Genomic DNA, 22,524 nt, shown 5'->3' on the forward strand with positions numbered 1-22,524 from the left:
ACAATGTGGTGTGCACCACAGCCAATGTCAAGCTATTCGAGCGGTTCTGTTGGACTGTGTTGACGTTTTCGGGCGAAATCGACACCCTGGTGTTCATGACGACTTGGCCCACCGGACTGCGCGGCCCGGCGTGGGGCGCCGACTACAACCCCGAGCAGTGGCCCGAGGACGTCTGGGCCGAGGACGTCGAGCTGATGCGCCGGGCCGGGGTGAACCTGGTGAGCGTGGGGATCTTCTCGTGGGCCCTGCTGGAAGTGGAAGAGGGCCGTTACGAGTTCGGCTGGTTGGACCGCGTGCTCGACCGCCTGCACGCCGGCGGCATCCGGGTCGACCTGGCCACCGCGACCGCCGCGCCGCCGCCGTGGCTGACCACCGCGCACCCCGAGGTGCTGCCCGTCACCGCCGACGGCGTGCGGCTGTGGCACGGCTCCCGCCAGTCGTACTGCCCCAGCTCGCCGGTCTACCGGGAGAAGGCCGTCGCCCTGGCCCGCGCGCTGGCCGAGCGGTACCGCGACCACCCCGCGCTGGCCGCGTGGCACGTCAACAACGAGTACGGCTGCCACGTGTCCCGCTGCTGGTGCGACCGGTCCGCCGAGGCGTTCCGCACCTGGCTGCGCGCCCGCCACGGCACGCTCGACGCGCTGAACGAGGCGTGGGGCACGGCGTTCTGGAGCCAGCGCTACTCCTCGTGGGAGCAGGTCCTGCCGCCGCGCGCCACGCCGTCGTTCGGCAACCCGGGCCAGCTCCTCGACTTCGACCGGTTCGGCTCCGACGCGCTGCTGGAGCTGTTCCGGGCCGAGCGGGACGTGCTGCGCGAGGTCACCCCGGACGTGCCGGTGACCACCAACTTCATGGTCACCTCCGGCTTCCACGCGCTGGACTACTGGCGGTGGGCGGCCGAGGTCGACTTCGTCTCCAACGACCACTACACCCTGGCCGAGGAGCCCGAGCGGCACGTCGACCTGGCGTTCTCCGCGGACCTCGTGCGCGGCCTGGCGGGCGGGCGGCCGTGGCTGCTGATGGAGCACTCCACCTCGGCGGTCAACTGGCAGCCGCGCAACATCGCCAAGCTGCCCGGCGAGCTGCGCCGCAACTCCTACGCCCACCTGGCCCGCGGCGCGGACGGCACGCTGTTCTTCCAGTGGCGGCAGTCGCGGGCGGGCGCGGAGCGCTACCACTCGGCGATGGTGCCGCACGCCGGTCCGGACACGGCGGTGCACCGCGAGGTCGAGCGGGTCGGCGCGGAGTACGGGCGGATCGCCGAGCTGGTCGGCTCGGCGGTCGAGGCGTCGGTGGCGGTCGTGTTCGACTGGGAGGCGTGGTCGGCGCTGGCCCGACCCGCGCACCCGACCGCGGACTTCGACTACCACCGGCACGCCTTCGGGTACTACCGGGCGCTGTGGCGGGCCGGCGTGACGGTCGACTTCGTGCCGCCGGGCGCGGACCTGTCGCCGTACCGGCTGGTCGTCGTCCCCGCGTTGTACGCGGTGGACGACGCGTCGCCGTACGAGGAGTACGTGGCGGGCGGCGGACACCTGGTGGTGACCTACCTGTCCGGCATCACGGACACGCGCGGCCACGTGCACCTCGGCGGCTACCCCGGCGCGTTCCGCGAGCTGCTGGGCGTGCGGACCGAGGAGTTCCACCCGCTGCGGGCCGGCGAGGTGGTGGCGCTGGACGACGGGTCGTCGGCCGAGGTCTGGACCGAGCACCTGCACCCGACCGGCGCGGAGGTCGTCGCCTCCTACGTCGACGGCCCGCTGCCCGGCGTGCCCGCCGTGACCCGCAACGAACGCGGTGGCGGCGTGGCCTGGTACGTGGCGTGCGGCCTGGCCGGAGAGGGCCCGGCCCGGGTGCTGCGCGCGGCCCTGGCCGGCGCGGGCGTCGGGGTCGGGCCGGGCGGCGGTGACGTCGAGGTGGTGCGTCGGCGCGGTGCGGTGGCCGGGTCCGCCGTATCCTGGCTGGTCGCGGTCAACCACGGGCGCCGCGACGCCGAGCTGCCCGCGGCGGGTGTCGACCTGCTGTCCGGCGCCCGCTCGTCGGGGCGCGCGGTGGTGCCCGCCGGCGGCGTGGTGGTGATCAGGGAAGAAGAGGTGTGACGTGCTGGCACGCCAGCGACAAGCGGTGATCCTGGAAGAGGTGCGCCGCACCGGCGCGGTGCGCGTGAGCGACCTGGTCGTCCGGCTGGGCGTCTCGGACATGACCGTGCGCCGCGACCTGGACGTGCTGGCCGCGCGGGGCCTGGTGGAGAAGGTGTACGGCGGCGCCACGTCGGTGGTCGGCCGCAGCACCGACGAGCCGGGCTTCGAGGCCAAGTCGGTGCGCCAGCTGCCGGAGAAGGAGGCCATCGCCGCGTTCGCCGCGGGCCTGGTGCGCCCCGGCACCGCCATCGGCCTGTCCGCGGGCACGACGACGTGGACCCTGGCCCGGTTCCTCGACGACATCCCGGACCTGACCGTCGTCACCAACTCGATCCGGGTCGCCGACGTGCTCCAGCAGAGCGGGCGCACCGACCGCACGGTGGTGCTCACCGGCGGCGTGCGCACCCCGTCGGACGCGCTGGTCGGCCCGGTCGCCGTGCAGGCGCTGAGATCGCTGCACCTGGACGTGGTGTTCCTGGGCGTGCACGGCATGGCCGAGCGCTCCGGCTTCACCACCCCCAACCTGAACGAGAGCGAGACCGACCGCGCGCTGGTCGACGCGGCCGGGCGGGTCGTCGTGGTGGCCGACCACACCAAGTGGGGCACCGTCGGCATCTCCACCATCGCCGCGCTGGACGAGGCGGACGTGCTGGTGACCGACGAGGGGTTGCCCGAGCCCGCCCGCGCGGTGCTGGGCGAGCAGGTCGGCGAACTGGTCCTGGCGCACGTGCCGGGCCGCGGAGAGGAACTGGCGTGAAGCGCACGACGGGGAAGCTGGCCGACGGTCGCGAGATCATCTACTTCGACGACACCCCGGACGCGCCGCCGCGCGACGCGGTCGACACCCGCGACCTGCCGCGGGCGCAGCCGCTGTCGGAGGTGCGGCGCGACCCGTTGACCGGCGAGTGGGTGGCGATGGCCGCGCACCGGCAGACCCGCACGTACAAGCCGCCGGCCGACCTGTGCCCGCTGTGCCCGTCCTCGCCCGGCAAGCCGACCGAGATCCCCGAGTCGAGCTACGACGTCGTGGTGTTCGAGAACCGGTTCCCGTCGTTCGCGCAGGGCGTGCCGGAGCTGCCGCCGACGGTGGACGGCATGCCGATGGTGCCGAGGGCGGCCGGGCTGGGCCGGTGCGAGGTCGTGTGCTTCACGTCCGAGCACACCACGTCGTTCGGGCAGCTGCCGCCGTCGCGGGTGCGCACGGTGGTGGACGCGTGGGCCGACCGCACCACCGCGCTGAACGCGGTGCCGGGCGTCGAGCAGGTCTTCCCGTTCGAGAACCGCGGTGAAGAGATCGGCGTGACGCTGTCGCACCCGCACGGCCAGATCTACGGCTACCCCTTCGTGACCCCGAAGACGGAACGGATGCTGGCCGTCGCGGCGGACTACCAGGCGTCACACGGCCGTCCACTGATGGGCGACATCCTGGCCGCCGAACGGGCAGTCGGGACGCGGGTCATCGCGGAGGGCGAGCACTGGACGGCGTTCGTGCCCGCCGCCGCCCGCTGGCCGGTCGAGGTGCACCTGGTCCCGCACCGCCAGGTCCCGGACCTGCCCGCCCTCACCGACGCCGAGCGCGACGACTTCGCGACCCTCTACCTGACCGTGCTGGGCCGCCTCGACGCGCTCTACGACCGCCCGCTGCCCTACATCGCGGCCTGGCACCAGGCGCCGGTGCGCACCGGCCGCGACCTGGCCTGGCTGCACCTGGAGGTGTTCTCGGTGCTGCGCGCCGCGGACAAGCTCAAGTACCTGGCCGGCTCCGAGTCCGGCATGGGCGTCTGGGTCAACGACGCGACGCCGGAGCAGATCGCCGAGAGGCTGCGCGGCTGAACCTCCCGGGTGACTCACAACTGATGCCCAGTTTCGTTTAAGGCTGCTCTCAGGCGGGCACCGCACAGTTGTGGACATGACCGGAGACGAGCAGCCGAAGCGGCAACCGCAGTCGCAACCCGAGCCGCAGAGCCCGTGGGCCCGTGGGAGCGCCGCCGGGCTCGGTCATGACGACGCCGGCCACCAGCAGCAGGGTGCTGGGCGGCCGGGCACCGACGACGCCGGCGCCGTGCAGGGCGGCGCGGGTGCGTCGGGGTCCACCGGTGCGCCGGGCTCCTGGCAGGGGGCCGCACCGCGCCCGGAGGACGTGACCGGCGGGTCGGCGGCAGGGGCCGACCGGTCGGGGGCGGGGACGGCGGGTGTTCCGCGGGGGAACACCGGCCTCCCGGCCGAGCTATACCCGGACAGCGTGACGACCACCGCTGCCGCCTCGAACTCCGACCCGTCGGCCGCGCCCCCGGGTGTCGCCGCCGGGTCCGTGCCCGGGTCGCCGGACGTTCGCTCCGGCCACCCGGATGACTTCGGCTCGCCGGCCGCCTCGCAGGGTGCCGCCGCCGGGTCGGGAACCGGTCGGGAGGGCGCTGTGCAGGGCGGCGCCGGCCCGGTCGGAGCAGGTGTGGCCGGTGCCGTGCAGGGCGGCGCGGGCCAGACCGGAACCGGTGGTTCCGGCGTCGTGCAGGGCGGCGCCGGAACACCGGGTCCCGGGCCGGAGGCCTGGCAGGGAGGCTTCCACCGCCCGGAGCACGCGGGTCCGTACGGCGTTCCGCACCCGGACCACCTCGGCGCGCCGACCCACGCCCCTTCCGGGTCGGCGGCGCCGGGCCCCTACTACGCGCCGCCCGCGGGAGCGGTCGCCGCGCCGCCCCGGCCGCCACGCGGTCGGGGGAAGGTCGCCGCCGGTGTCGCCGCGCTCGTGCTGGCCGTCGGCGGCGTCGCGGGCGGTGTCGGCGGGTACGTCGGCTTCCACGCCGCCGAGGACTCCCGGCCCGTCACCAACGCCCTCGACCAGAACCCGCCCGCCCAGCAGAGCGCCGACGTCCCGGCCGGCTCCATCGAGCAGGTCGCCCAGAAGGTGCTGCCGACCGTGGTGCAGGTGCAGGTCAGCGGTGGCGCGGGCTCCGGCTTCACGCTCAGCTCCGACGGCCTGGTGCTCACCAACAACCACGTGGTCGAGAGCGCCGCCAACGGCGGGCCGATCAAGGTCCAGCTCCAGGGCGGTCGCTCGTTCGACGCGAAGATCGTCGGCCGCGACCCGACGTCCGACCTCGCCGTGCTGAAGATGGAGGACGTCTCCGGGCTGCCCACGGCCGAGCTGGGCAACTCCGGCGACCTGCGGATCGGCCAGCAGGTCGTGGCCGTCGGCTCGCCGTTCGACCTCAACGGCACGGTGACCTCCGGCATCGTCAGCTCGCTGAACCGCCCGGTGCGCGCCGGCGGCCAGCAGGGCGGCGTGGACACCGTCCTCAACGCCATCCAGACCGACGCCGCGATCAACCCCGGCAACTCGGGCGGCCCGCTGGTGAACATGCGCGGCCAGGTCGTCGGCATCAACTCGGCCATCTACAGCCCCAACTCCAGCCAGTCCACGCAGGGCGGCTCGGTCGGCATCGGCTTCGCCATCCCGATCGACCAGGCCCGCCGCACGGCCAAGGAGCTGTCGGAGACCGGCAAGTCCACCCAGACCGTGCTGGGCGTGCAGGTCGGCGACTCGCCGGAGGGCGGCGCGGTGGTCCGCAACGTGACCGGCGGCGGCGCGGCCGAGGCGGCCGGCGTGAAGACCGGTGACGTGATCACCAAGTTCGGCGACCGGCAGATCGACACCTCCGACGCCCTCGTGGCCGCCGTGCGGTCCCGTGCGCCGGGCGACAAGGTGCAACTCACCATCGGTGGGAACCGCACGGTCGAGGTGACGCTCGGCAGCCAGACCGTCGAGGTGCGCTAGCGCCACGAGACCCCGGCTCACGTGCCCCGAGCCGGTGACCAGGCCGCACGCCGACAGGGCCTCCCCTCACCTGTCGGACGTGCGGCCTCTGGCGTTCGGTGACCCTCCGTCGCCCGCCACACTGACCGCAAGCGGCGACCGCCCTCGCGGTCGGCCACCGACCGAGTGGGCAGGCGTGGATGGGTGAGACGACCGGGCGGGTCCTCGTCGTGGACGACGACGTGACCGTGCGCGACGTGGTGCGCCGGTACCTGGAGCTGGCCGGGCACGAGGTGGAGGTGGTCGGCGACGGGGAGGGCGCGCTGCGCCGGTGCGCCGAGCGGGAACCGGACCTGGTGGTGCTGGACCTGATGCTGCCGGGCGTGGACGGGCTGGAGGTGTGCCGGCGGCTGCGGGCGCGCGGCGCGGTGCCGGTGGTGATGCTGACCGCGCTGGGCGAGGAGGAGGACCGGATCGCCGGGCTGCGGCTCGGTGCGGACGACTACGTGACCAAGCCGTTCAGCCCGCGTGAGCTGGCGCTGCGGGTCACGTCCGTGCTGCGGCGGTCGCGGGCGGCCGCGGCGCCGTCGGCGGCGGTGCTGGAGGACGGCGGGCTGCGGGTGGACGTGGGCGCCCGGTCGGCGTGGCTGGACGGGCGCGAGCTGGCGCTGACCACGCGGGAGTTCGACCTGCTGGTGTTCTTCCTGACCCACCGCGGCACGGCGTTCGGGCGGGCGGAGCTGCTGTCGCGGGTGTGGGGCTGGGAGTTCGGCGACCAGTCCACCGTGACCGTCCACGTGCGACGGTTGCGGGAGAAGGTGGAGCCGGACCCGGCGCGGCCGGTGCGGATCGCCACCGTGTGGGGTGTGGGCTACCGGTACGACGGCGGTGCGTGATGCTGGTCGAGGTCTACCACGTGCTGCCGTTCGCGGTGCTGTTCTCGCTGCCCCTGGCGCTGCTCGGGGCGGTGGTGCTGCGGCGGTCGGCGAACGGGTCGCTGACCACCGCGCTGACCGTGCTGGCGGTCGTGCCCGTGGTGGCGACCGTCGGCGGCGTGCTGGCGGTCAGCGGGTTCATGTTCACCCCCCTGCTCACCACGACCGTGCTGGTGTGCCTGCTGGTGGCGCTGGTGACCGTGCCGACGGCGGTGCTGCTGGGGCGGGCGCTGGCGCGGCGCAGCGTGTGGGAGCGCGAGGCGCGGGCCCGGGAACGCGCGGCGGAGGCGTCCCGGCGGGAGCTGGTGGCGTGGATCAGCCACGACCTGCGCACGCCGCTGGCCGGCATCCGGGCGATGGCCGAGGCGCTGGCGGACGGCGTGGTGTCGCGGCGCGAGGAGGTCGCCGAGTACGCCGGGCGCATCTCCACCGAGGCGCAGGCGCTGTCGGGGATGGTGGACGACCTGTTCGAGCTGTCCCGCATCACCGCGGGCGCGCTGCGGCTGACGTTCTCGGAGGTGCCGCTGGCCGACGTGGTGAGCGGCGTGGTGGCGGCCGAGAGCCCGGTGGCGACGCGCAAGGGCGTCCGGCTGCGGGCCGACGCGGCGACGTGGCCGGTGGTGCTGGGCAGCGACCCCGAACTGGCGCGCGTCGTGCGCAACCTGCTGTCCAACGCCATCCGCCACACCCCGCCGGACGGCACGGTGGACGTGCGGGTGGCGGTGGAGGGGTCGTCGGCGCTGCTGCGCGTGGACGACGGCTGCGGCGGCATCCCGGAGGCGGACCTGCCGCGGGTGTTCGACGTGGCGTTCCGCGGCGCGCCGCACCGGCAGCCCGTCGGCGGCGGGCTGGGGCTCGCGATCGCGCGCGGCCTGGTGGAGGCGCACCGGGGCACCATCGACGCGCGCAACCACGGGCGCGGCTGCCGGTTCGAGGTGCGGTTGCCGCTCAGCGCGGGCCCGCGCGAGGGGCTCGGCGGCGCGGCAGCGTGACGTCGCGGAACCGCCGGGTGCGGGGATTGGCTACGGTGGCGCTCATGGAACGCAGCGCGCAGCGACTGGGACGTGCCCTTGTCGTGATCGTGGACGACCGGGTGGCGCACGGTGAGCACGACGACAGCACAGGACCGCTGGTCACCGAGTTGCTGGAGGAAGCAGGGTTCATCGTGGACGGCACCGTCGCGGTGGAGGGCGAGGTCGTGGGCATCCGCGCCGCGCTCAACACCGCGGTGATCGGCGGTGTCGACCTCGTGGTCACCGTCGGCGGCACCGGCGTGTCGCCGCGCGACGTCACACCGGACGCGACGCAGGGCGTGCTCGACCGGCCGATCAGCGGCATCGCCGAGGCGTTGCGGGCGTCCGGGCTGGCGGCGGGCGCGGTCGACGCGGGCATCTCGCGCGGGCTGGTGGGCGTGTCCGGCAGCACCCTCGTGGTGAACCTGGCCGGTTCGCGGTCGGCGGTGCGCGACGGCATGGCGACGTTGTCGGCGCTGGTGCCGTACGTGATCGAGCAGCTCTCGGGCCTGGACGAAGCGTGACCGGCCCCGACGACGCCGACGCCGCCACCCCCGCCGCCACGGCCGCGGAGGAGGCGGCGCGGCGTCGTCGGCTGGCCGAGGTGTTCGGCGACGTGCTGCCGGAGGGCTCGTCGGACGAGCCGCGCCCGGGCGGGCGCGACGACCGGTGGTACGAGGAGAACCGGCCGCCGCACCACGGCGGGTAGGCGGCCGGTCCGTCAGCCCTGGCGGTGGCGCTGCTGGGCGGCGAGGAGGTCGCGGATCTCCTTGAGCAGCTCGACGTCGGTGGGCTCGGCGGGACCGGGCTCCTCGCCCCGCTTGCGGCGCTCCTTCAGCTTGTTCATCGGCAGCACGAAGATGAAGTAGACGATGGCGGCCACGATGACGAAGTTGATCACCGCCGTGATGACCGCCCCGAAGTCGAGGATGGTCTTGTCGCTGCTCCCGAGCTGCACCGCGAGCCCGTTGACGTTGCCGCCGCCGAACAGGGCGACGATCGGGTTGATCAGGTTCGTGGTGAACGCGGTGACGATGGCGGTGAACGCGGCACCGATGACCACGGCCACGGCCAGGTCGATCACGTTGCCGCGCATGAGGAAGTCCTTGAAGCCCTTGATCACGTCCGGCTCCTCCGTTCGGGGGCATAGGGGGGCGAGCGGAGGGTAACGGCTCACCACGACCCGAGTGACCCACCGCTCACGTGTGTCGCCGACCCACGCACCACCTGACTGCCCCGTCAGGGGGACTTCGACTCCGCCGACTTCGACTCCGCTGGAAGCGGGAGCAGCGAGCAGCCGGGCCGCTGACCGACCACGGCGGCGACGACGCCGCCCAACGACCCGCCACCTCCAACCGACCACCCTCGCCACCTTCGCCACACGACCCCCGACGCTCCCGGAGCCACGAACGCCGGGCGCCGGTCCACCCGACCGCTCCAAGCCCGAGCCCGCCGGAGCCCGAGTCCGCTGGAGCCCGAGTCCGCTGGAGCCCGAGTCCGCTGGAGCCCGAGTCCGCCGGAGCCCGAGCCCGAGCTCGCCGGAGGTTCGGGTGCGCCGGAGGTTCGGATACGCCGGAGCCCGGCCTGCCCGAATCGGTCCGTCGAGCCCAGCCCGTCGAGCGCGGTCCGCGAGCCCGGTCCGCCGAGCCTGAGCCCGGGCCGCCTGATCCGACCCCTGATCCGGCACCTTGATCCCACCGGGCAGGCCCGCCGGCTGGACGATCCGCCAGGCCAATCCAACCCCGTGGCCGGTACTGCTCGCGCAGCCCGCTTCGACCCCGCCACGCTGGCCTGGTTCTACCGCCCCGCCCGCTCCCGGCGACCACGCCGGCACGGGCTCCACCGAGGTGGACGCGCCCGACTGACCGTGCCGAGCCACCACCCCCGCGTTCGGCGGACGGGAATGCGCCTTGGCTCGGACGGGGGTTCAGGTCAGCGCAGGACCACGGCCAACGGGCCCGACAGGGTCTCCGTGGCCAGCCGGTGGGCGTCGGTGCGGGCCGTGGAGATGATGACCACCTCACCCTCCCTCACGGCCACCACGGAGGCGTCCGCGGCCAGCACGTGCGACTCCGCGCCCACGACGTCCACCCGGCTCCCCGGTCTCAGCAACCCCGCCACCCCGGTGTCGGCCAGCCGCACGGCCACCGACGACACGCCCGGGTCGACCGCGGTCAGGCGCACGTCGGTCAACGCTTCCCCCGCCCGGGCCGCGCTCACCAGGGCACGACCGGCCACGGCACCCGGAGGCACGACCCCGGAGGGCGACAACGACACCGGCACGGCCACCAGCCGCACGTCGTCCGCGCCCAGCGGCACGCCCGGTGCCAGGTCGTGAGCGGCCACGGCCACGTCGACCGTCGAACCGTCCGGCAGCACGGCCACGACCACGGCTACCAGGGCCAGCAGGCCCGCCAGGATCCTTCTGAGGTGGAGCAGCACGGTGTCGACGCTAGGGGCGGAACCGCCCCCGGGACAGCGCGAACCCCCGAGCTGTGGACAACTCGGGGGCCTGTGGACAACTCGCGGCTCAGGACGCGGCGGCGGCCGGTGCGCTCGACGAAGACGAGGAAGACGAGGAGGAAGACGACGACTCCGACGACTTCGAGGAAGAGGAAGACGAGGAAGACGACGAGGGGGAAGAAGACGACGAGGAACGGCTGTCGGTCCGGTAGAAGCCGCTGCCCTTGAACACGACGCCGACCGCGCCGTACAGCTTGCGCAGCTTGCCGGAGCACTGGGGGCACTCGGTCAACGCGGAGTCCGAGAAGGACTGCACCGCTTCGAACCGGTGGTCGCACTCGGTGCAGGCGTACTGGTAAGTCGGCACGGTGGCCCTCCACGAGTCCTGGTTGGCACTCCTCCGTCCCGAGTGCCAACACCGATGATGCGCCAACCGGCACAGGTGGCGCAAACATCGCAGGTCAACGTCACAGCCGCGGCAGCCGCACCAACCCCCGCCCCGGCGTGAGCACCGCGTCCACCCGCACGTCGTGCGGCTCCGCCGGCAGCGACGGCACGAACTCCGAGTCCCGCACCACCCCCACCACCGGACCGACGGCCCACCGCAACGCCCGGTCGTAGTACCCGCCGCCCTTGCCCAGCCGCACCCCGGAGTGGTCCACCGCCAACGCCGGCACCAGCACCAGCGCCGCCGACGCCACCGCCTCCGCGCCCAACGGCGGCCCCACCGGCTCCCGCAGCCCGAACGCGCCGACCCGCAACCGCCCGTCGTACGCGGCCCAGTCCAGCGCCTCCCCGACGACCACGGGCAGCAACACCCGCAGCCCCCGCGACCGCAACGCCTCCACCATCGCCAACGACCCGGGCTCCGCCGCCGAGGCGACGTAGGCGCACACCGTCCCACCAGCGGGAACGGCGAACCCGTCGACCGCGAGCAGCACCTCGTCCGCCATCTCCGGCATCACCGCGCCACGCCGACCGGCCCGCAGCCGTGCGCGCGCGGTCGCCTTCCGATCACGTTCACCGGACGTCATGGCAGGTCACCCCAACCGCGCCGTTACGCTCCTGACCATGAGCGCCTTCCAGACAGCAATCGTGCCGGCGGCAGGGCTGGGCACGCGCTTCCTCCCCACCACCAAAGCGGTGCCCAAGGAGTTGCTGCCGGTCGTCGACACCCCCGGCATCGAACTCGTCGCCGCCGAGGCCGCCGAGGCCGGCGCGACGAAGCTCGTCATCGTGACCTCGCCCGGCAAGGACGCGGTCGCGGAGTACTTCCGCCCGCAGCCGGAGCTGGAGGCGACGCTCGAAGAGCGCGGCAAGGCCGACCTGCTCGCCAAGGTCCGCCGCGCGCCCGACCTGCTGACCGTCGAGACCGCCGTGCAGGACAAGGCCCTGGGCCTGGGCCACGCGGTGGGCTGCGCCGAGGGCAACCTCACCGGCGAGGACGAGGCCGTGGCCGTGCTGCTGCCCGACGACATCGTGCTGCCCACGGGCGTGCTGAAGAAGATGGCCGAGGTCCGCGAGCAGCGCGGCGGCACGGTGCTGTGCGCGTTCGACATCCCCAGGGAGCAGATCTCCGCCTACGGCGTCTTCGACGTCGAGGACACCGGCGACGAGGACGTCAAGAAGGTCGTCGGCATGGTCGAGAAGCCGAAGGCCGAGGACGCGCCGTCCACCTTCGCCGCGGCCGGCCGCTACCTCCTCGACCGGGCGATCTTCGACGCACTCAAGCGCATCACGCCCGGCGCGGGCGGCGAGCTCCAGCTCACCGACGCCATCGCGCTGCTGATCAACGAGGGCCACCCCGTGCACGTCGTCGTCCACCGGGGTGGGCGACACGACCTGGGCAATCCGGGGGGTTTCCTCAAAGCTGCGGTTGACTTCGCACTCGAGCACCCCGATTACGGGCCCGAGCTGGGGGAGTGGTTGCGGGCACGTCTCGCCGACTCCTAGATCGAGGTTCAACACATGAGGTCAGTGGACGAGCAGCTCGCCCGGGTCGTCGCCGCCGCCGTGCGGCCGGCGCCCGTGCGGGTGGCGATCTCCGAGTCGCAGGGCCTGCTCTGCGCCGAGGAGGTCGTGGCCGAACGCGCGTTGCCGGGGTTCGACCAGGCGGCGGTCGACGGCTACGCCGTGCGCAGCGTCGACGTGCAGGCCGCCAACGAGGAACCGGTCACGCTGCCGGTGGTCGGCGAGATCGCCGCCGGGTCGCGCCAACCGCGCAGGCTGCAACCCGGTCAGGCGGTGCGGGTCGCGACCGGCGCGCCGCTGCCCACCCTGGCCGACGCGGTGGTGCCGCTGGCCTACGTCGAGGGCGACGGGTCCGTCGGGCACCCGGCGAAGGTCACCGCGGTGCGCCCGGTGCCGTCGGGGGCGTTCGTCCGCCGCGCCGGCGAGGACGTGCAGACCGGTGACGTCGCCGTGCGCCGGGGCGCGTCCATCGGCGCGGCCCAGGTCGGCCTGCTCGCCGCGGTCGGCCGCAGCAAGGTGCTCGTCCACCCCCGGCCGCGGGTGTCGGTGATCTCCATCGGCGAGGAGCTGGTCGACATCGACCGCACCCCCGGCCAGGGGCAGGTCTACGACGTGAACTCCTACGCGCTGGCCGCCGCCGCGCGCGACGCGGGCGCGGAGGTCAGCCGGGTCGGCATCCAGTCGTCGGACCCGCGCCGGATGCGCGAGGTCGTCGAGGGCAGGCTGCTGCTGTCGGAGATCGTGGTCGTCTCCGGTGGCGTCGGGGGCGTCATCGGCGACGAGGTGCGCGCCGCGCTGGCCGACCTCGGCGACCTGGACGTGACCCGGGTGGCCATGCACCCCGGCTCGGTGCAGGGGTTCGGCAGGCTCGGGCCGGACGCGGTGCCGACGTTCCTGCTGCCGGCGAACCCGATGAGCGCCCTGGTCGTGTTCGAGGTGCTGGTGCGCCCGCTGATCCGGGCCGCGCTCGGCAAGGCCAACCCGTACCGGCGGGTGGTCGGCGCGCGGCTGCTGTCGCCGCTGACCTCGACCAAGGGCCGGCGCGGCTACCTGCGCGGCCAGCTGCTGCGCGACGCGGACAACGGCGAGTACCTGGTGCAGCCGCTGGGTACCTCCGGGTCGCACCTGCTGGCGTCGTTGGCCGAGGCGAACTGCCTGATCGTGGTCGACGAGGACGTGACGGACGTGGCGGCCGGCGAAGAGGTCCTGGTCAGCTTCCTCGCCCAACGGGGATGAGCGGACGACCGGGGACGAGCACAGTGGGGTCGGATGAGTTTCGCGGCTGACGGCGGTCGGCACCCCGGTTGGCCGGCGCGGCTCGGACCGCTGCGGGTGCCGGCGGGCGTGGTCGAGCTGCGCCCGCCGAAGCTGCGCGACGCCTCGGCGTGGTCGCGGGCCCGGCTGCGCGACCGGGCGTACCTGGAGGACTGGGAGCCCACCGCCACCGAGGGCTGGCACGAGCGCAACTCGGCGCTGGCGTGGCCCGCGCAGTGGTCGTCGCTCAAGTCGCTGGCCCGGCGCGGCCAGGCGCTGCCGTTCATGATCACCGTGGACGGCGAGCCGGCCGGGCAGATCACCGTCGGCAACATCGTGCGCGGGTCGTTGCGCTCGGCGTGGGTCGGCTACTGGGTGGCCGCGGACCGGGCGCGCGGCGGCGTGGCCACGGCGGCGCTGGCGCTCGTGGTCGACCACAGCTTCGGCGAGGGCGGCCTGCACCGGCTGGAGGCGACCGTGCGGCCGGAGAACCGGGCCAGCCTCCGGGTGCTCGCCAAGGCAGGCTTCCGCGAGGAGGGGCTGTTCCTGCGCTACCTCGACGTCGCCGGCGACTGGCGTGACCACCTGTGCTTCGCGATGACGGCCGAAGAGGCGTCACCGGAGGGATTGGTACGCCGGTTGGTCGCACAGGGATACGCCCGAACCGCCTGATCTCGGGGCCGAGCGGCTTATTCGGATCACCCGAAAGTGGGTGATACACCACACTTTGGTACGTACGCCGGTCGGCGTGCCTCCGACACAGGTGTGACTGTTGTGACTAGCGTGGCGAGCGCACCACCGAGCGCGCCGCGAGGTAGGGGGAGGTGACGGGGATGCCGAGCTCGCTGATCGTCGTGGGACTGGTCGTGGCCTGGTTGGTCGTCCTCGTGCCCATGGTCGCGCGCAAGCGCGCCGACGCGTCGCGCGGCGGCTTGGAGGAGGGGTACGACGGCATGCCCGAGGACGTGGACTTCGAGGACTACGACGACTACGACGAGCCGGACGACTTCGTCGAGCACCGGCCGTTCCGCCCGGGTCGCGGTGGCTACGACCCGGAGACCGCGGCGATCGTGGCCCAGGCGAGGTACGCGTTCCGCCGCCGGGTCGTCGGCACGCTGCTGCTCCTGGCGCTGGTCACCGGTGTCGTGGCCGGCGTGCTGTACCCGGTCGTCTGGTGGGGCCACGCCGCGGTGGACGTGACGCTTGTCTCCTACCTCGCCTACCTGCGCCGGCAGGTGCGGATCGAGGAGGAGGTCCGCGCGCGCCGCGCGGCCAGGCTCGCCCAGTCCCGCCGCCGGCCCGGCGCGCGGCCGGGGCAGGCCGCCCGCCCGACCACCGCGGGCGCGCCGTCCGCGGAGTCCGGGCAGCAGCGCGACCAGCCCGGCCGGTCGGCGCAGCCGAGGTACCCGCACCAGCCCCACCCCGGCACGGTCGTGGTGGACCTGGACGACGAGGACCCGTTGTTCGTCGAGCTGGAGGGCCCGGAGACCCTCCCGTACCGACGGGCCGCGGGCGAGTAGAGGGGGGTGGCGAAAGCACCCCCCGACTACTGATATGCTTCCCCCGCACGACAACAGAACACGGGGCTGTAGCGCAGTTGGTAGCGCGACTCGTTCGCATCGAGTAGGTCAGGGGTTCGATTCCCCTCAGCTCCACCACGACAGTCTTACTAGAACCCCTGGTACGAAGTGCCTCGTCTAGCAGGACTGTCAAGGAAGAACCAAGGTCAGAGCCACCATCGCCGTCAGGCGGGGTGGCTCTTCCTGTTGCGATCAAGCCTTGGCGGCTGTAGCTCCGAACGGCCTGCTCGCCGCTGCGGTACAGCCGGTAGCCCTGCCCGAAGATGGCATCGAAGGGCTCCCGTAGCTCATGATCGGCAACCTCGGCCTTCTTGCCGTCGATCATGAGCTTGGTGAAGAACAGACGGAGGAGGTAGCCCTCACGCACGGGGCCACCTCCTCCGAGTCGTCTGCTGGGCGTCGCTTCAGCCCTGATGCGCCGCAGTGGTTGTCTCGTCCAGCCACACCACGTGCACCTGGCGCACACCTGCTGACTTCGAGCTGATCTCGAACAGGGTCCGGGCGCTCTCCACGCTCTGGGAGTTCAGTTGGAAGTCGCCTTCCACGGAGTTGACGTCAGCCCGGTCGGCGTAGGCCAGGCCGTAGCCGGCCACGCGGGCGTCTTCTCCTTCGCCGTACTCCTCCACGAGCGCGAACAGCCGTGGAGTTTCGGCCAGTGCCAGCTCCCGCATGAGCCCGGTGAACTGCTCCGCGCTCCACGGCAGTTGGGTGATGGTCGGTGGCGTCCGTTCGGCCAGCTCATTCACGCGCTCTTCCTCTTCTCGAAGCTGTGGATCAGGTCCGCCAGGGCGTCACCGGGCATCAGGCGGTTGCCCGCCTGTTCGGGGGTGACGAGCCAGATAACCGGCGTCGTCTCCAATGCGCTGGGCGGCAGGGGCATCGGCATCCCGGCCTCCATGACCCGCGCTTCATCGCTCAGGAGTACCGAGGGCACTGGCGGCCGGACCAGGAAGTAGGCGATGGGCATGTTCGGGAAAGCCAGCACGGGCGTCGGCAGCTTCGAGAACCACGGATCATCCGCGAGCGTCATGACCAGTGACTCAGCCACCGCGAACGCACCCAACTCCGGACCGGTCACAGTGAAGACGTTGGGCTGGTGCAGACCAGGCGTTGACCACCACTCGCGCACCAGCTCGGCGTCGGTGGTCGCTGCCTCGGTGGGGTGCAGGCATGGACTGGTGACGGGCAGCTCGTCCACCGGACTGGCGAAGTGGCCGTCATGCCAGATCGCTCCCGGTATCACGGGCCAGCCCAGTTCGGCGTAGGTCAGGGCGGCCTGCAAGGTCGTGGACGGTTCGGTGTTCGGCGTTCTGGTCGGCACTGCCTTGCCTTTCTGTGGGAGTGGAAGCGGGCACGACCTCGAACAGGTCGTGAAACTGCATGGGAGCGAGGGCGATGAGCGCGCCGCCGATGAACGCCGGACCGGGCTGAAGCTCGCCGCTGACCACCCGTGCGACCGTCGAGCGGTTGACGTCCGTTGCCTTGGCAAGCGCGTAGTCCGAGCGGAAGCCCGCAAGTCGTGTCGCCTTGGTGAAGATGTCGGTTCGCAAGCGGATGGTGTGCGGCATCCCTGGTGTATCTGTCCTATGTGGACATGGGGGTGTGTGGGGCGGCATGATCACTGCTCCCTTGCGACGTTTGGGTGTTGTCATCAGGTGGCCCAGCACCACGCGGCGCGGGGACCACCGGGGACTCTGGGAGGCATCTCCACCGAGGGCTTGCCTGGTACTGGGGCCGTGATCAAGGGTGGAATCCCCGAGGGGCGACGCCCAGCGCCGCTGTAAGGCCGGGGTATCGCCCAAATGGGGCCAGCCTGGCGCAGCGCTACGCTTGACCAGGCACAACCCGCACCGCGGAATGCGGCAGCCAACGCCAGGAGGTCGCCCGATGGCAGTACGGCGAACCGGCTTTGTCCGTGCCAGGAAGGCCGCTGGCTTCACTCAGGAGTCGTTCGCGGAAGTCATGCACGTCGACCGCTCCACGGTGGCCCGCTGGGAGCAGGGCACGCGTGAGCCGCTGCCCTACCAGCGGCCAAAGCTGGCCCGGCTGCTGAAGATCACGATGAACGAGTTGGACGAGCTGCTGCACCCCGAGGTCGAAAGCGTTGCGGCGACGCAACAGGCGATCCCGCCCGCAGTCGTGTTGCCCGCACCACGGGTGGTTCATGCCGAGCTGCTGACGCAGTACGAGGCGCTGACGAGTGCCTACCGCCAGATCGACTACCAGGCTGGTTCGGCATCGGTGTACGAGCAGACCGTGTCCCAGCTCAACCGCCTGATGGGGATGGCCGACAACGTGCCGTCATCCCACTACCAGCGGTTCGCTTTGGTACTCGGTGACACGGCCCAGCTCGCCGCCTGGTTGGCAATCGACCACCAGGACTACGGCGCAGCACGGCGCTACACCTCACTGGCCTTGTCCAGCGCACAGGAAGGCGAGGATGCCCAGCTGCATGCCTATGTGCTGGGGATCATGAGCTACATCCACCTGCACGCGGGGAGAGGCCCGGACGCGGTGCGCCTGCTGCTGGCCGCGCTGCACCTGGTGGAGAACCCGCGCTTTGGTATCAGCCAAGCTGTCCACTCCTGGCTGTCGGAAGCCATCGGGGAGGCGTACGCCCTGGCTGGGGACCACCGGGCAGGAGCGGCAGCGCTGGCCAAGGCTGAGCGGTTGTTCGATGGCGTCGACCAGGCCGACGTACCGGCGTGGCTCGGGTTCTACAACGGCGCTGAGCACATCATGCGGCTGAAGGGGCGCTGCCTCGTGCGGCTAGATGACGGCGCGGCTGCGGTGACCGCGCTGGAGGAAGCCGTTCAGGCGTTGCCTGTGCACTACGTCCGGGAGCGCTCCGGCACGCTTATCGACTTGGCCATCGCTCGCCTGATGCCATCGCGCACCGGCCAGACCTCAGCCGTCGAACCCGAGGCTGCTGCCACTGCTGCGCTCGAAGCTTGGGAGCTGGCTGTCCAGACCGGTTCCGGCCGTAACCAACGCCGGGTACGCGAGCTGCTGCCCCAACTCCAGCCCTACCGGCAGCTCGGCGCTGTACGGACGTTGCTGGAGGCCACCCCGTAGCATCGGCCCCGTGCCGACTCGGAGTGAAGACCGCATCGGAAGCGCCAGGCGATGAACCGTAGGGACTGGCTGTTGCTCGGCGCGCTGTCCTTCCTGTGGGGCGCGGCCTACCTGGTAATCGCGGTCGCATTGCGTGGGTTTCCGCCGGTGGTTGTAGTGTTCGGGCGGGTCTTCCTCGCTGCGCTATTTCTCGTACCACTGGCTATCCGCCGTGATGTCTTGAGGCCACTACTGAAGCATCCGTGGCGGGTGCTCGTGACCGTCCTCGTGCAGTCCACCGCGCCTCTGCTCCTGCTTACCTATGGGCAGCAATGGCTATCTGCCGGCCTCACCGGTGTACTCATCGGAGCGCAGCCGCTGTTCGTGGCGGCACTTGCTACGTGGTTCGCGCCCGACGAGAGGCCGGAGGGTGTCAGGGGAATCCTCGGGCTCGTTATGGGTTTCGCTGGTATCGGGCTGCTGTTCGGGGTAGACATCGGTGGTAGTTCGCACCTGCTGCTCGGCGGAATCCTGGTCACCGCGGCTGCCTTGTGTTATGCCGTCGGTTCCATTCTGATCCACCGCAAGCTGACCTTTGTGCAACCGCTCGGCATCGCCACATCAGCCATGTTGGTGAGTAGCGCGGCAACGGCCATTCCAGCCGCGCTCCTGCTGCCGGACCAGACGCCACCGTTCGCCAGTGTCGCTGCGTTAGCGGCACTCGGCCTGGTGTTTACAGCTCTGACGCTGACCGTGTTCTACGGCCTGATTGCACGAGCTGGACCGAGCAAGGCGACCTTAGCGTTCTATCTGTCGCCGGGTATGACAGTGGTGCTTGGCTGGTTGCTACTCGATGAGCAGGTGCAGTGGTCGACGGTGGTTGGACTGGGAGCGATTGTTGTGGGCTCCGTACTGGCGGCCGGTAGGGCGGAGGTCAGTAGCTAGTAGCCAATCCACCGCAGACGCACTTCTGCCATCTGTTGCCGGATTTCTCAAAATAACATCGAAGACAATGATCCCATGCTCTGAAGTGGATCTAGTCCCCTATTTCGATCATCGGATAAGGTGTTCATGTTGGATACTTTTCAAGTAGGTCGTCGAAAAATTTGCGCAACAAATCGGCCGCTCCTGGCTGTACTAGTTCATAGCCGCCGAACCTGTACACCTCATACCCTCCCAAGCGCAGCCGTCTGTCTTCGGCCATCATCTCTGAGTACAGTCGTGGTGACGCAGTGCTTCCATCCGCGTAATGTTGTTTGCCGTCAATCTCTAGGACGATACGGATTCGTCTAGGGAGAAGGAGTAGAAAGTCCATGCGCTCGCGCATCAAAAAGCTTGTCCTACCAGCACGCTGTGTTCGGGTGAGAGGGTCATAGTGTAGGTAAACTTGTGGGATTAACGCTGGAAGTTCGGCGGCCCTATCGCTTCCGTAGCGCTCACAGTAGGTACGAAACAAAATCCTCTCTACTGGGTTCTCTTTCACTGAGGCGAACAGTCTGCCGTAGAGGCTACGTGCAACATCTGCGAATTTTGTATTTTTGTCGAAGGTTTCTTTCATTCTCCACCAGTCGACTAGTGATCCCCACGTCAGGCCAGCGTCAGTTAGGGAACGGTCGTAGAACAAGCAAAATTCGGCATTCTTCGTTACCTCGACTATGTTATTGATAGCATCCTTTAGTATGATTTCTGGTTTTGGGCCCGTCGAAGCGAAGATCAAGTTTCTAAGTTCACCATCAACGCCTCGAATAGCGCCAGTTGAGGCACGTTCATCATCAAGCGTGTCGAGACTCGAATAAATTGGATTGAAAAGTTCGTTCAGGTAACCGCGCCGTGCGGCCCAGCCACCGCCACCGCTCATGCCTTGCGCGCTCCAGTAGCCGTGAAACCCTTTAAAGTCGCGGAACGGAGGATCGAAGCTGATGCCGACGCGCTTAAGTGTTGAGCGCAAAGCTCGAATTAAGAGAGTAAGCTGTTCGTCGTCAAGGCGTGGGTTTTCACTGCTTGCCCCGAAGGTGTATAGCTCTTCGTGGGCGAGTTTTGCTAAGCCGTAAGCCGCGTCTACGTCCTCGATGTCTATCTGCTTCTGTCTACGTAGTTTCTCGAGCAAATTGATATTGAGGACGTTGTCGAGGCGGTTCCAAGGGTCGCGGCCATGAAGATCCCACTGAGGATCTTCTACTTCGATGAAAAAATCGCTAGGTCTCATACGGGCAGGATACAGTACTAGATCAAATACATCGAGCATGAATTTTGTGGCGGTATCAAGGTGGGAGAGTGTTAGGTATACTTCGCCGATGACGAGTGATCGCTATGAATCTGAACACCGCTGGCCCAACGAAGGGTCGAATCTTTTTGCGCCCGATGGCGACCCGTGGACTATGGCTTACATCCATTGGTCGCGTGATCGTTGGGTCGGATATGTACGTGGCTATAGAGAAGCTGCTGACCTATTGTTAGCGCAGGTTGAAAGGCATGATAAATCTGCGGATTCGCTAGTCTACCCCTTTGTTATGTGCTGGAGGCATCATGTCGAGTTGCAGCTCAAAAGTGTGATCCTCCAGGTGCAGGACTACGATAGGAAGCCAAGGGGGTTCCTCAAGTCTCATAAACTCGATATACTATGGAATTCCCTGCGTAAATCTTTGCGTGCAATCTTTCCGGATGAGAACATCGAAAATGTTGAACGATTGCTACTTCAATTACAAGAAGTCGATCCCACCTCTGAACACTTCCGCTATCCTGTAACCGTGAATGGTGAAGATACGTTAACTTCCCTGGATAGATTGCCGATGCGTGAATTTCATCAAGAAATGGAAGGTCTGTCTAACTTTTTTGAAGGAGCGGCTACGGCTTTGTACGAGATGACCAGTGCGCGTAATGAGTACGAAGCGGAGATGTACGAAGAGGCTCGCCAGTACGAACGAGATGCGTGGCTGTAGTCGGTCTGCTTAGTTCTATTTGTCCTTCAACCTTTCTCCGTGCTTCCGTAGCAATCGCCGCACACTGCTCAAGTTGATCTTGCACTCCTCTGTAAGTTCTCGAGCGATAGCTCCCTCTTGATACTGCTTGATTATCAACTTGAGGTTGGTCGCACCAAGTTGATCTTCTACTCGCTACGTTCGCTCACTACGCCCGGCCGAGCGCACGCTCAGTCGTTCTGAAGAGCCAGCCTCCTGAACCTTGCCCAGCTCCCGCAGCGCCGTAGCCAGCTCGAACGCCAGGTCACCCCTGTTCGAGTAAGCGGTGATGAGGTCCACAGTTCTCGGGTCGAGGTGTGTCCGCGGCAGGCGCGGACCTCCTCGCCCCGTTGTGTTTTCCGGGGATGCGACCCCCGGACCCCGCCCGGAGGGCTTCGCCCCCGGACCCCACGGTGGTTGCGTTCGGTGGTCCACTGGGGACTCGGGCGGGCCGGTCGTGAGGACCGGCCCGCGTCGTCCGAGCGGTTAGGGGAGGGACTCGCAGGCGATCCCGTCGTGGTCGCCGTCGAGCTGGGCGATGTCGCCGTAGTAGGGGTAGTAGAGGTTGAACCACGCCTGCGCGTCGCGCTGGTAGGCGAAGTCCGAGCAGTCCACGCTGTTGCCCGGGTTCGGGGGCGTGCGCACCTCCGGGGTCGGGCTGCCGGCGGCCACCCACTCCTGGTAGGTGATCGCCCTGGTGAAGGCCGGGCCCTCGTAGTAGATCGCCGGCGCGCTGCCGTACTTGTAGAAGCGGTCGTTCACGATCCGCCGCACGACCTGCGGGGTCGGGAACGACTCGGCGCTCCACTCGCCGTAGCCGATCGAGTAGCCCTGGCCGGCCGCCAGGTTCGTCATCCGCAGGACGTTCGGGGCCCACGACAGCTTCTGGAAGCCCTCGTTGCCGCGCCGCTCGAAGGGGCGGAACCGGGAGGCGGCCCACTCGTCGTAGGTCAGCTTGTGCTTCACGCCGTCCGGGCCCTGCACGAAGATCTCGTTGGCGGTGCCCCACTGGTAGTAGTAGCTGCCCGCGATCCAGCCCGCCGTGCGCGGCACGGGGCTGCCCGACGCCCGCCACTGCGGCTCGGTGAGCCGGTCCCAGTCCCACGTGGACTCGGGGTCGCCCCAGAACGTGACGGCGTACACCGTGGGGGACCACGCGTACTTCACGTAGTCCGTCGGTGAGGGCGCGGGCTGCGGGAAGCCCGCGGCGGCCCACTCGTCGTAGCTCATGGCGCGGGCGACGCCGCCGTCCACGCGCCACACCGTCGGGTCGAACGGCTGCTTGTAGTAGCCGTCGGCCGCGGCCGCGCCGGCGGGGAGCGCCGCGACGACCGCGAGGCCCAGCCCGACGGCCGCGCCGACCAGCGCCGCCACCACCCGTGTGATCGTGTTCAACTGACCT

The 22,524-nt window shown here is 69.9% G+C and carries 24 protein-coding genes and 1 tRNA gene; 16 read left to right on the top strand and 9 right to left on the bottom strand.

The window, feature by feature from the left end; all coding sequences use genetic code 11:
* The first annotated feature begins 95 nt into the window (after nt 1-95).
* The 8 genes from ACIGNX_RS25215 to ACIGNX_RS25250 all read left to right on the top strand — a co-directional run bounded on the left by ACIGNX_RS25215 (nt 96) and on the right by ACIGNX_RS25250 (nt 8,552).
* The gene (locus tag ACIGNX_RS25215; protein WP_396543155.1) at nt 96-2,099 is read left to right on the top strand and encodes a beta-galactosidase; all 2,004 of its coding nucleotides are present in this window, start codon (nt 96-98) and stop codon (nt 2,097-2,099) included.
* Between the two features lies 1 nt (nt 2,100).
* Nucleotides 2,101-2,898 (top strand): DeoR/GlpR family DNA-binding transcription regulator, encoded by a 798-nt coding sequence (locus ACIGNX_RS25220; protein ID WP_396543156.1) that lies wholly within the window; start codon nt 2,101-2,103, stop codon nt 2,896-2,898.
* Nucleotides 2,895-3,974, top strand: coding sequence for a galactose-1-phosphate uridylyltransferase (galT, locus tag ACIGNX_RS25225; protein WP_396543157.1), 1,080 nt, complete (start codon nt 2,895-2,897; stop codon nt 3,972-3,974). Before ACIGNX_RS25220 ends, galT begins: the two co-directional genes overlap by 4 nt.
* A gap of 76 nt (nt 3,975-4,050) precedes the next feature.
* Complete coding sequence (locus ACIGNX_RS25230; RefSeq protein ID WP_396543158.1) at nt 4,051-5,916, top strand: S1C family serine protease; 1,866 nt, start codon at nt 4,051-4,053, stop codon at nt 5,914-5,916.
* Between the two features lie 179 nt (nt 5,917-6,095).
* On the top strand, nt 6,096-6,791 hold the full coding sequence (locus ACIGNX_RS25235) for a response regulator transcription factor (protein ID WP_396543159.1): 696 nt from the start codon (nt 6,096-6,098) through the stop codon (nt 6,789-6,791).
* A complete protein-coding gene (locus ACIGNX_RS25240; RefSeq protein WP_396543160.1) occupies nt 6,791-7,822 on the top strand; it encodes a sensor histidine kinase in 1,032 nt (343 codons plus the stop codon). Before ACIGNX_RS25235 ends, ACIGNX_RS25240 begins: the two co-directional genes overlap by 1 nt.
* A gap of 44 nt (nt 7,823-7,866) precedes the next feature.
* A complete protein-coding gene (locus tag ACIGNX_RS25245) occupies nt 7,867-8,367 on the top strand; it encodes a molybdenum cofactor biosynthesis protein B (protein ID WP_123748144.1) in 501 nt (166 codons plus the stop codon).
* Nucleotides 8,364-8,552 carry a hypothetical protein gene (locus tag ACIGNX_RS25250; RefSeq protein ID WP_396543161.1) on the top strand — a complete coding sequence of 63 codons (189 nt, stop codon included), beginning with the start codon at nt 8,364-8,366 and terminating at the stop codon, nt 8,550-8,552. Before ACIGNX_RS25245 ends, ACIGNX_RS25250 begins: the two co-directional genes overlap by 4 nt.
* 12 nt (nt 8,553-8,564) lie before the next feature.
* Here the strand turns inward: ACIGNX_RS25250 and mscL are convergent, their stop codons facing one another.
* The 4 genes from mscL to ACIGNX_RS25270 form a co-directional block, all read right to left on the bottom strand.
* Entirely contained in the window at nt 8,565-8,966 is a 402-nt protein-coding gene (gene mscL / locus ACIGNX_RS25255; protein ID WP_396543162.1) for a large-conductance mechanosensitive channel protein MscL, read from the bottom strand.
* 809 nt (nt 8,967-9,775) lie between these two features.
* On the bottom strand, nt 9,776-10,285 hold the full coding sequence (locus ACIGNX_RS25260) for an SAF domain-containing protein (protein ID WP_396543163.1): 510 nt from the start codon (nt 10,283-10,285) through the stop codon (nt 9,776-9,778).
* 88 nt (nt 10,286-10,373) lie between these two features.
* Nucleotides 10,374-10,673: an FmdB family zinc ribbon protein gene (locus tag ACIGNX_RS25265; protein WP_396543164.1), complete on the bottom strand. Its 300-nt coding sequence runs from the start codon at nt 10,671-10,673 to the stop codon at nt 10,374-10,376.
* A gap of 100 nt (nt 10,674-10,773) precedes the next feature.
* Entirely contained in the window at nt 10,774-11,340 is a 567-nt protein-coding gene (locus ACIGNX_RS25270; RefSeq protein WP_396543165.1) for a 5-formyltetrahydrofolate cyclo-ligase, read from the bottom strand.
* Between the two features lie 37 nt (nt 11,341-11,377).
* On the opposite strand from ACIGNX_RS25270, the gene ACIGNX_RS25275 reads away from it, so the two are divergent.
* The 5 genes from ACIGNX_RS25275 (at nt 11,378) to ACIGNX_RS25295 (ending at nt 15,189) form a co-directional block, all read left to right on the top strand.
* Complete coding sequence (locus ACIGNX_RS25275) at nt 11,378-12,259, top strand: UTP--glucose-1-phosphate uridylyltransferase (protein WP_396543166.1); 882 nt, start codon at nt 11,378-11,380, stop codon at nt 12,257-12,259.
* 15 nt (nt 12,260-12,274) lie between these two features.
* Nucleotides 12,275-13,513, top strand: coding sequence for a gephyrin-like molybdotransferase Glp (glp, locus tag ACIGNX_RS25280; RefSeq protein WP_396543167.1), 1,239 nt, complete (start codon nt 12,275-12,277; stop codon nt 13,511-13,513).
* Between the two features lie 33 nt (nt 13,514-13,546).
* Nucleotides 13,547-14,203 carry a GNAT family N-acetyltransferase gene (locus ACIGNX_RS25285; RefSeq protein ID WP_396543168.1) on the top strand — a complete coding sequence of 219 codons (657 nt, stop codon included), beginning with the start codon at nt 13,547-13,549 and terminating at the stop codon, nt 14,201-14,203.
* Between the two features lie 161 nt (nt 14,204-14,364).
* Nucleotides 14,365-15,051: a gephyrin-like molybdotransferase receptor GlpR gene (gene glpR / locus ACIGNX_RS25290; RefSeq protein WP_396543169.1), complete on the top strand. Its 687-nt coding sequence runs from the start codon at nt 14,365-14,367 to the stop codon at nt 15,049-15,051.
* A gap of 62 nt (nt 15,052-15,113) precedes the next feature.
* A tRNA-Ala gene (locus ACIGNX_RS25295) sits at nt 15,114-15,189 on the top strand.
* 326 nt (nt 15,190-15,515) lie between these two features.
* Here the strand turns inward: ACIGNX_RS25295 and ACIGNX_RS25300 are convergent.
* The 3 genes from ACIGNX_RS25300 to ACIGNX_RS25310 are packed head-to-tail and all read right to left on the bottom strand — an operon-like array spanning nt 15,516 to nt 16,679.
* Nucleotides 15,516-15,857, bottom strand: a complete 342-nt coding sequence (locus tag ACIGNX_RS25300; RefSeq protein WP_396543170.1) for a hypothetical protein — start codon at nt 15,855-15,857, stop codon at nt 15,516-15,518.
* The gene (locus tag ACIGNX_RS25305) at nt 15,854-16,393 is read right to left on the bottom strand and encodes a bifunctional DNA primase/polymerase (RefSeq protein ID WP_396543171.1); all 540 of its coding nucleotides are present in this window, start codon (nt 16,391-16,393) and stop codon (nt 15,854-15,856) included. Before ACIGNX_RS25305 ends, ACIGNX_RS25300 begins: the two co-directional genes overlap by 4 nt.
* Nucleotides 16,329-16,679, bottom strand: coding sequence for a transcriptional regulator (locus ACIGNX_RS25310; protein WP_396543172.1), 351 nt, complete (start codon nt 16,677-16,679; stop codon nt 16,329-16,331). The genes ACIGNX_RS25305 and ACIGNX_RS25310 overlap by 65 nt, the downstream gene beginning before the upstream one ends.
* 319 nt (nt 16,680-16,998) lie before the next feature.
* On the opposite strand from ACIGNX_RS25310, the gene ACIGNX_RS25315 reads away from it, so the two are divergent.
* On the top strand, nt 16,999-18,186 hold the full coding sequence (locus tag ACIGNX_RS25315) for a multiprotein-bridging factor 1 family protein (RefSeq protein ID WP_396543173.1): 1,188 nt from the start codon (nt 16,999-17,001) through the stop codon (nt 18,184-18,186).
* 72 nt (nt 18,187-18,258) lie between these two features.
* Nucleotides 18,259-19,110 carry a DMT family transporter gene (locus ACIGNX_RS25320; RefSeq protein ID WP_396543174.1) on the top strand — a complete coding sequence of 284 codons (852 nt, stop codon included), beginning with the start codon at nt 18,259-18,261 and terminating at the stop codon, nt 19,108-19,110.
* A 124-nt stretch (nt 19,111-19,234) separates the two neighbouring features.
* On the opposite strand, the gene ACIGNX_RS25325 is transcribed toward ACIGNX_RS25320, so the two are convergent.
* A complete protein-coding gene (locus ACIGNX_RS25325) occupies nt 19,235-20,371 on the bottom strand; it encodes a hypothetical protein (RefSeq protein ID WP_396543175.1) in 1,137 nt (378 codons plus the stop codon).
* Between the two features lie 88 nt (nt 20,372-20,459).
* Here ACIGNX_RS25325 and ACIGNX_RS25330 point away from each other — a divergent pair, with 88 nt between their 5' ends.
* Nucleotides 20,460-21,104, top strand: a complete 645-nt coding sequence (locus ACIGNX_RS25330) for a hypothetical protein (protein ID WP_396543176.1) — start codon at nt 20,460-20,462, stop codon at nt 21,102-21,104.
* A gap of 504 nt (nt 21,105-21,608) precedes the next feature.
* On the opposite strand, the gene ACIGNX_RS25335 is transcribed toward ACIGNX_RS25330, so the two are convergent.
* A complete protein-coding gene (locus ACIGNX_RS25335) occupies nt 21,609-22,517 on the bottom strand; it encodes an excalibur calcium-binding domain-containing protein (protein ID WP_396543177.1) in 909 nt (302 codons plus the stop codon).
* Nucleotides 22,518-22,524: the final 7 nt, after the last annotated feature.

This window comes from Actinosynnema sp. NPDC053489 (assembly GCF_044544865.1).
Classification (GTDB): Bacteria; Actinomycetota; Actinomycetes; order Mycobacteriales; family Pseudonocardiaceae; genus Actinosynnema.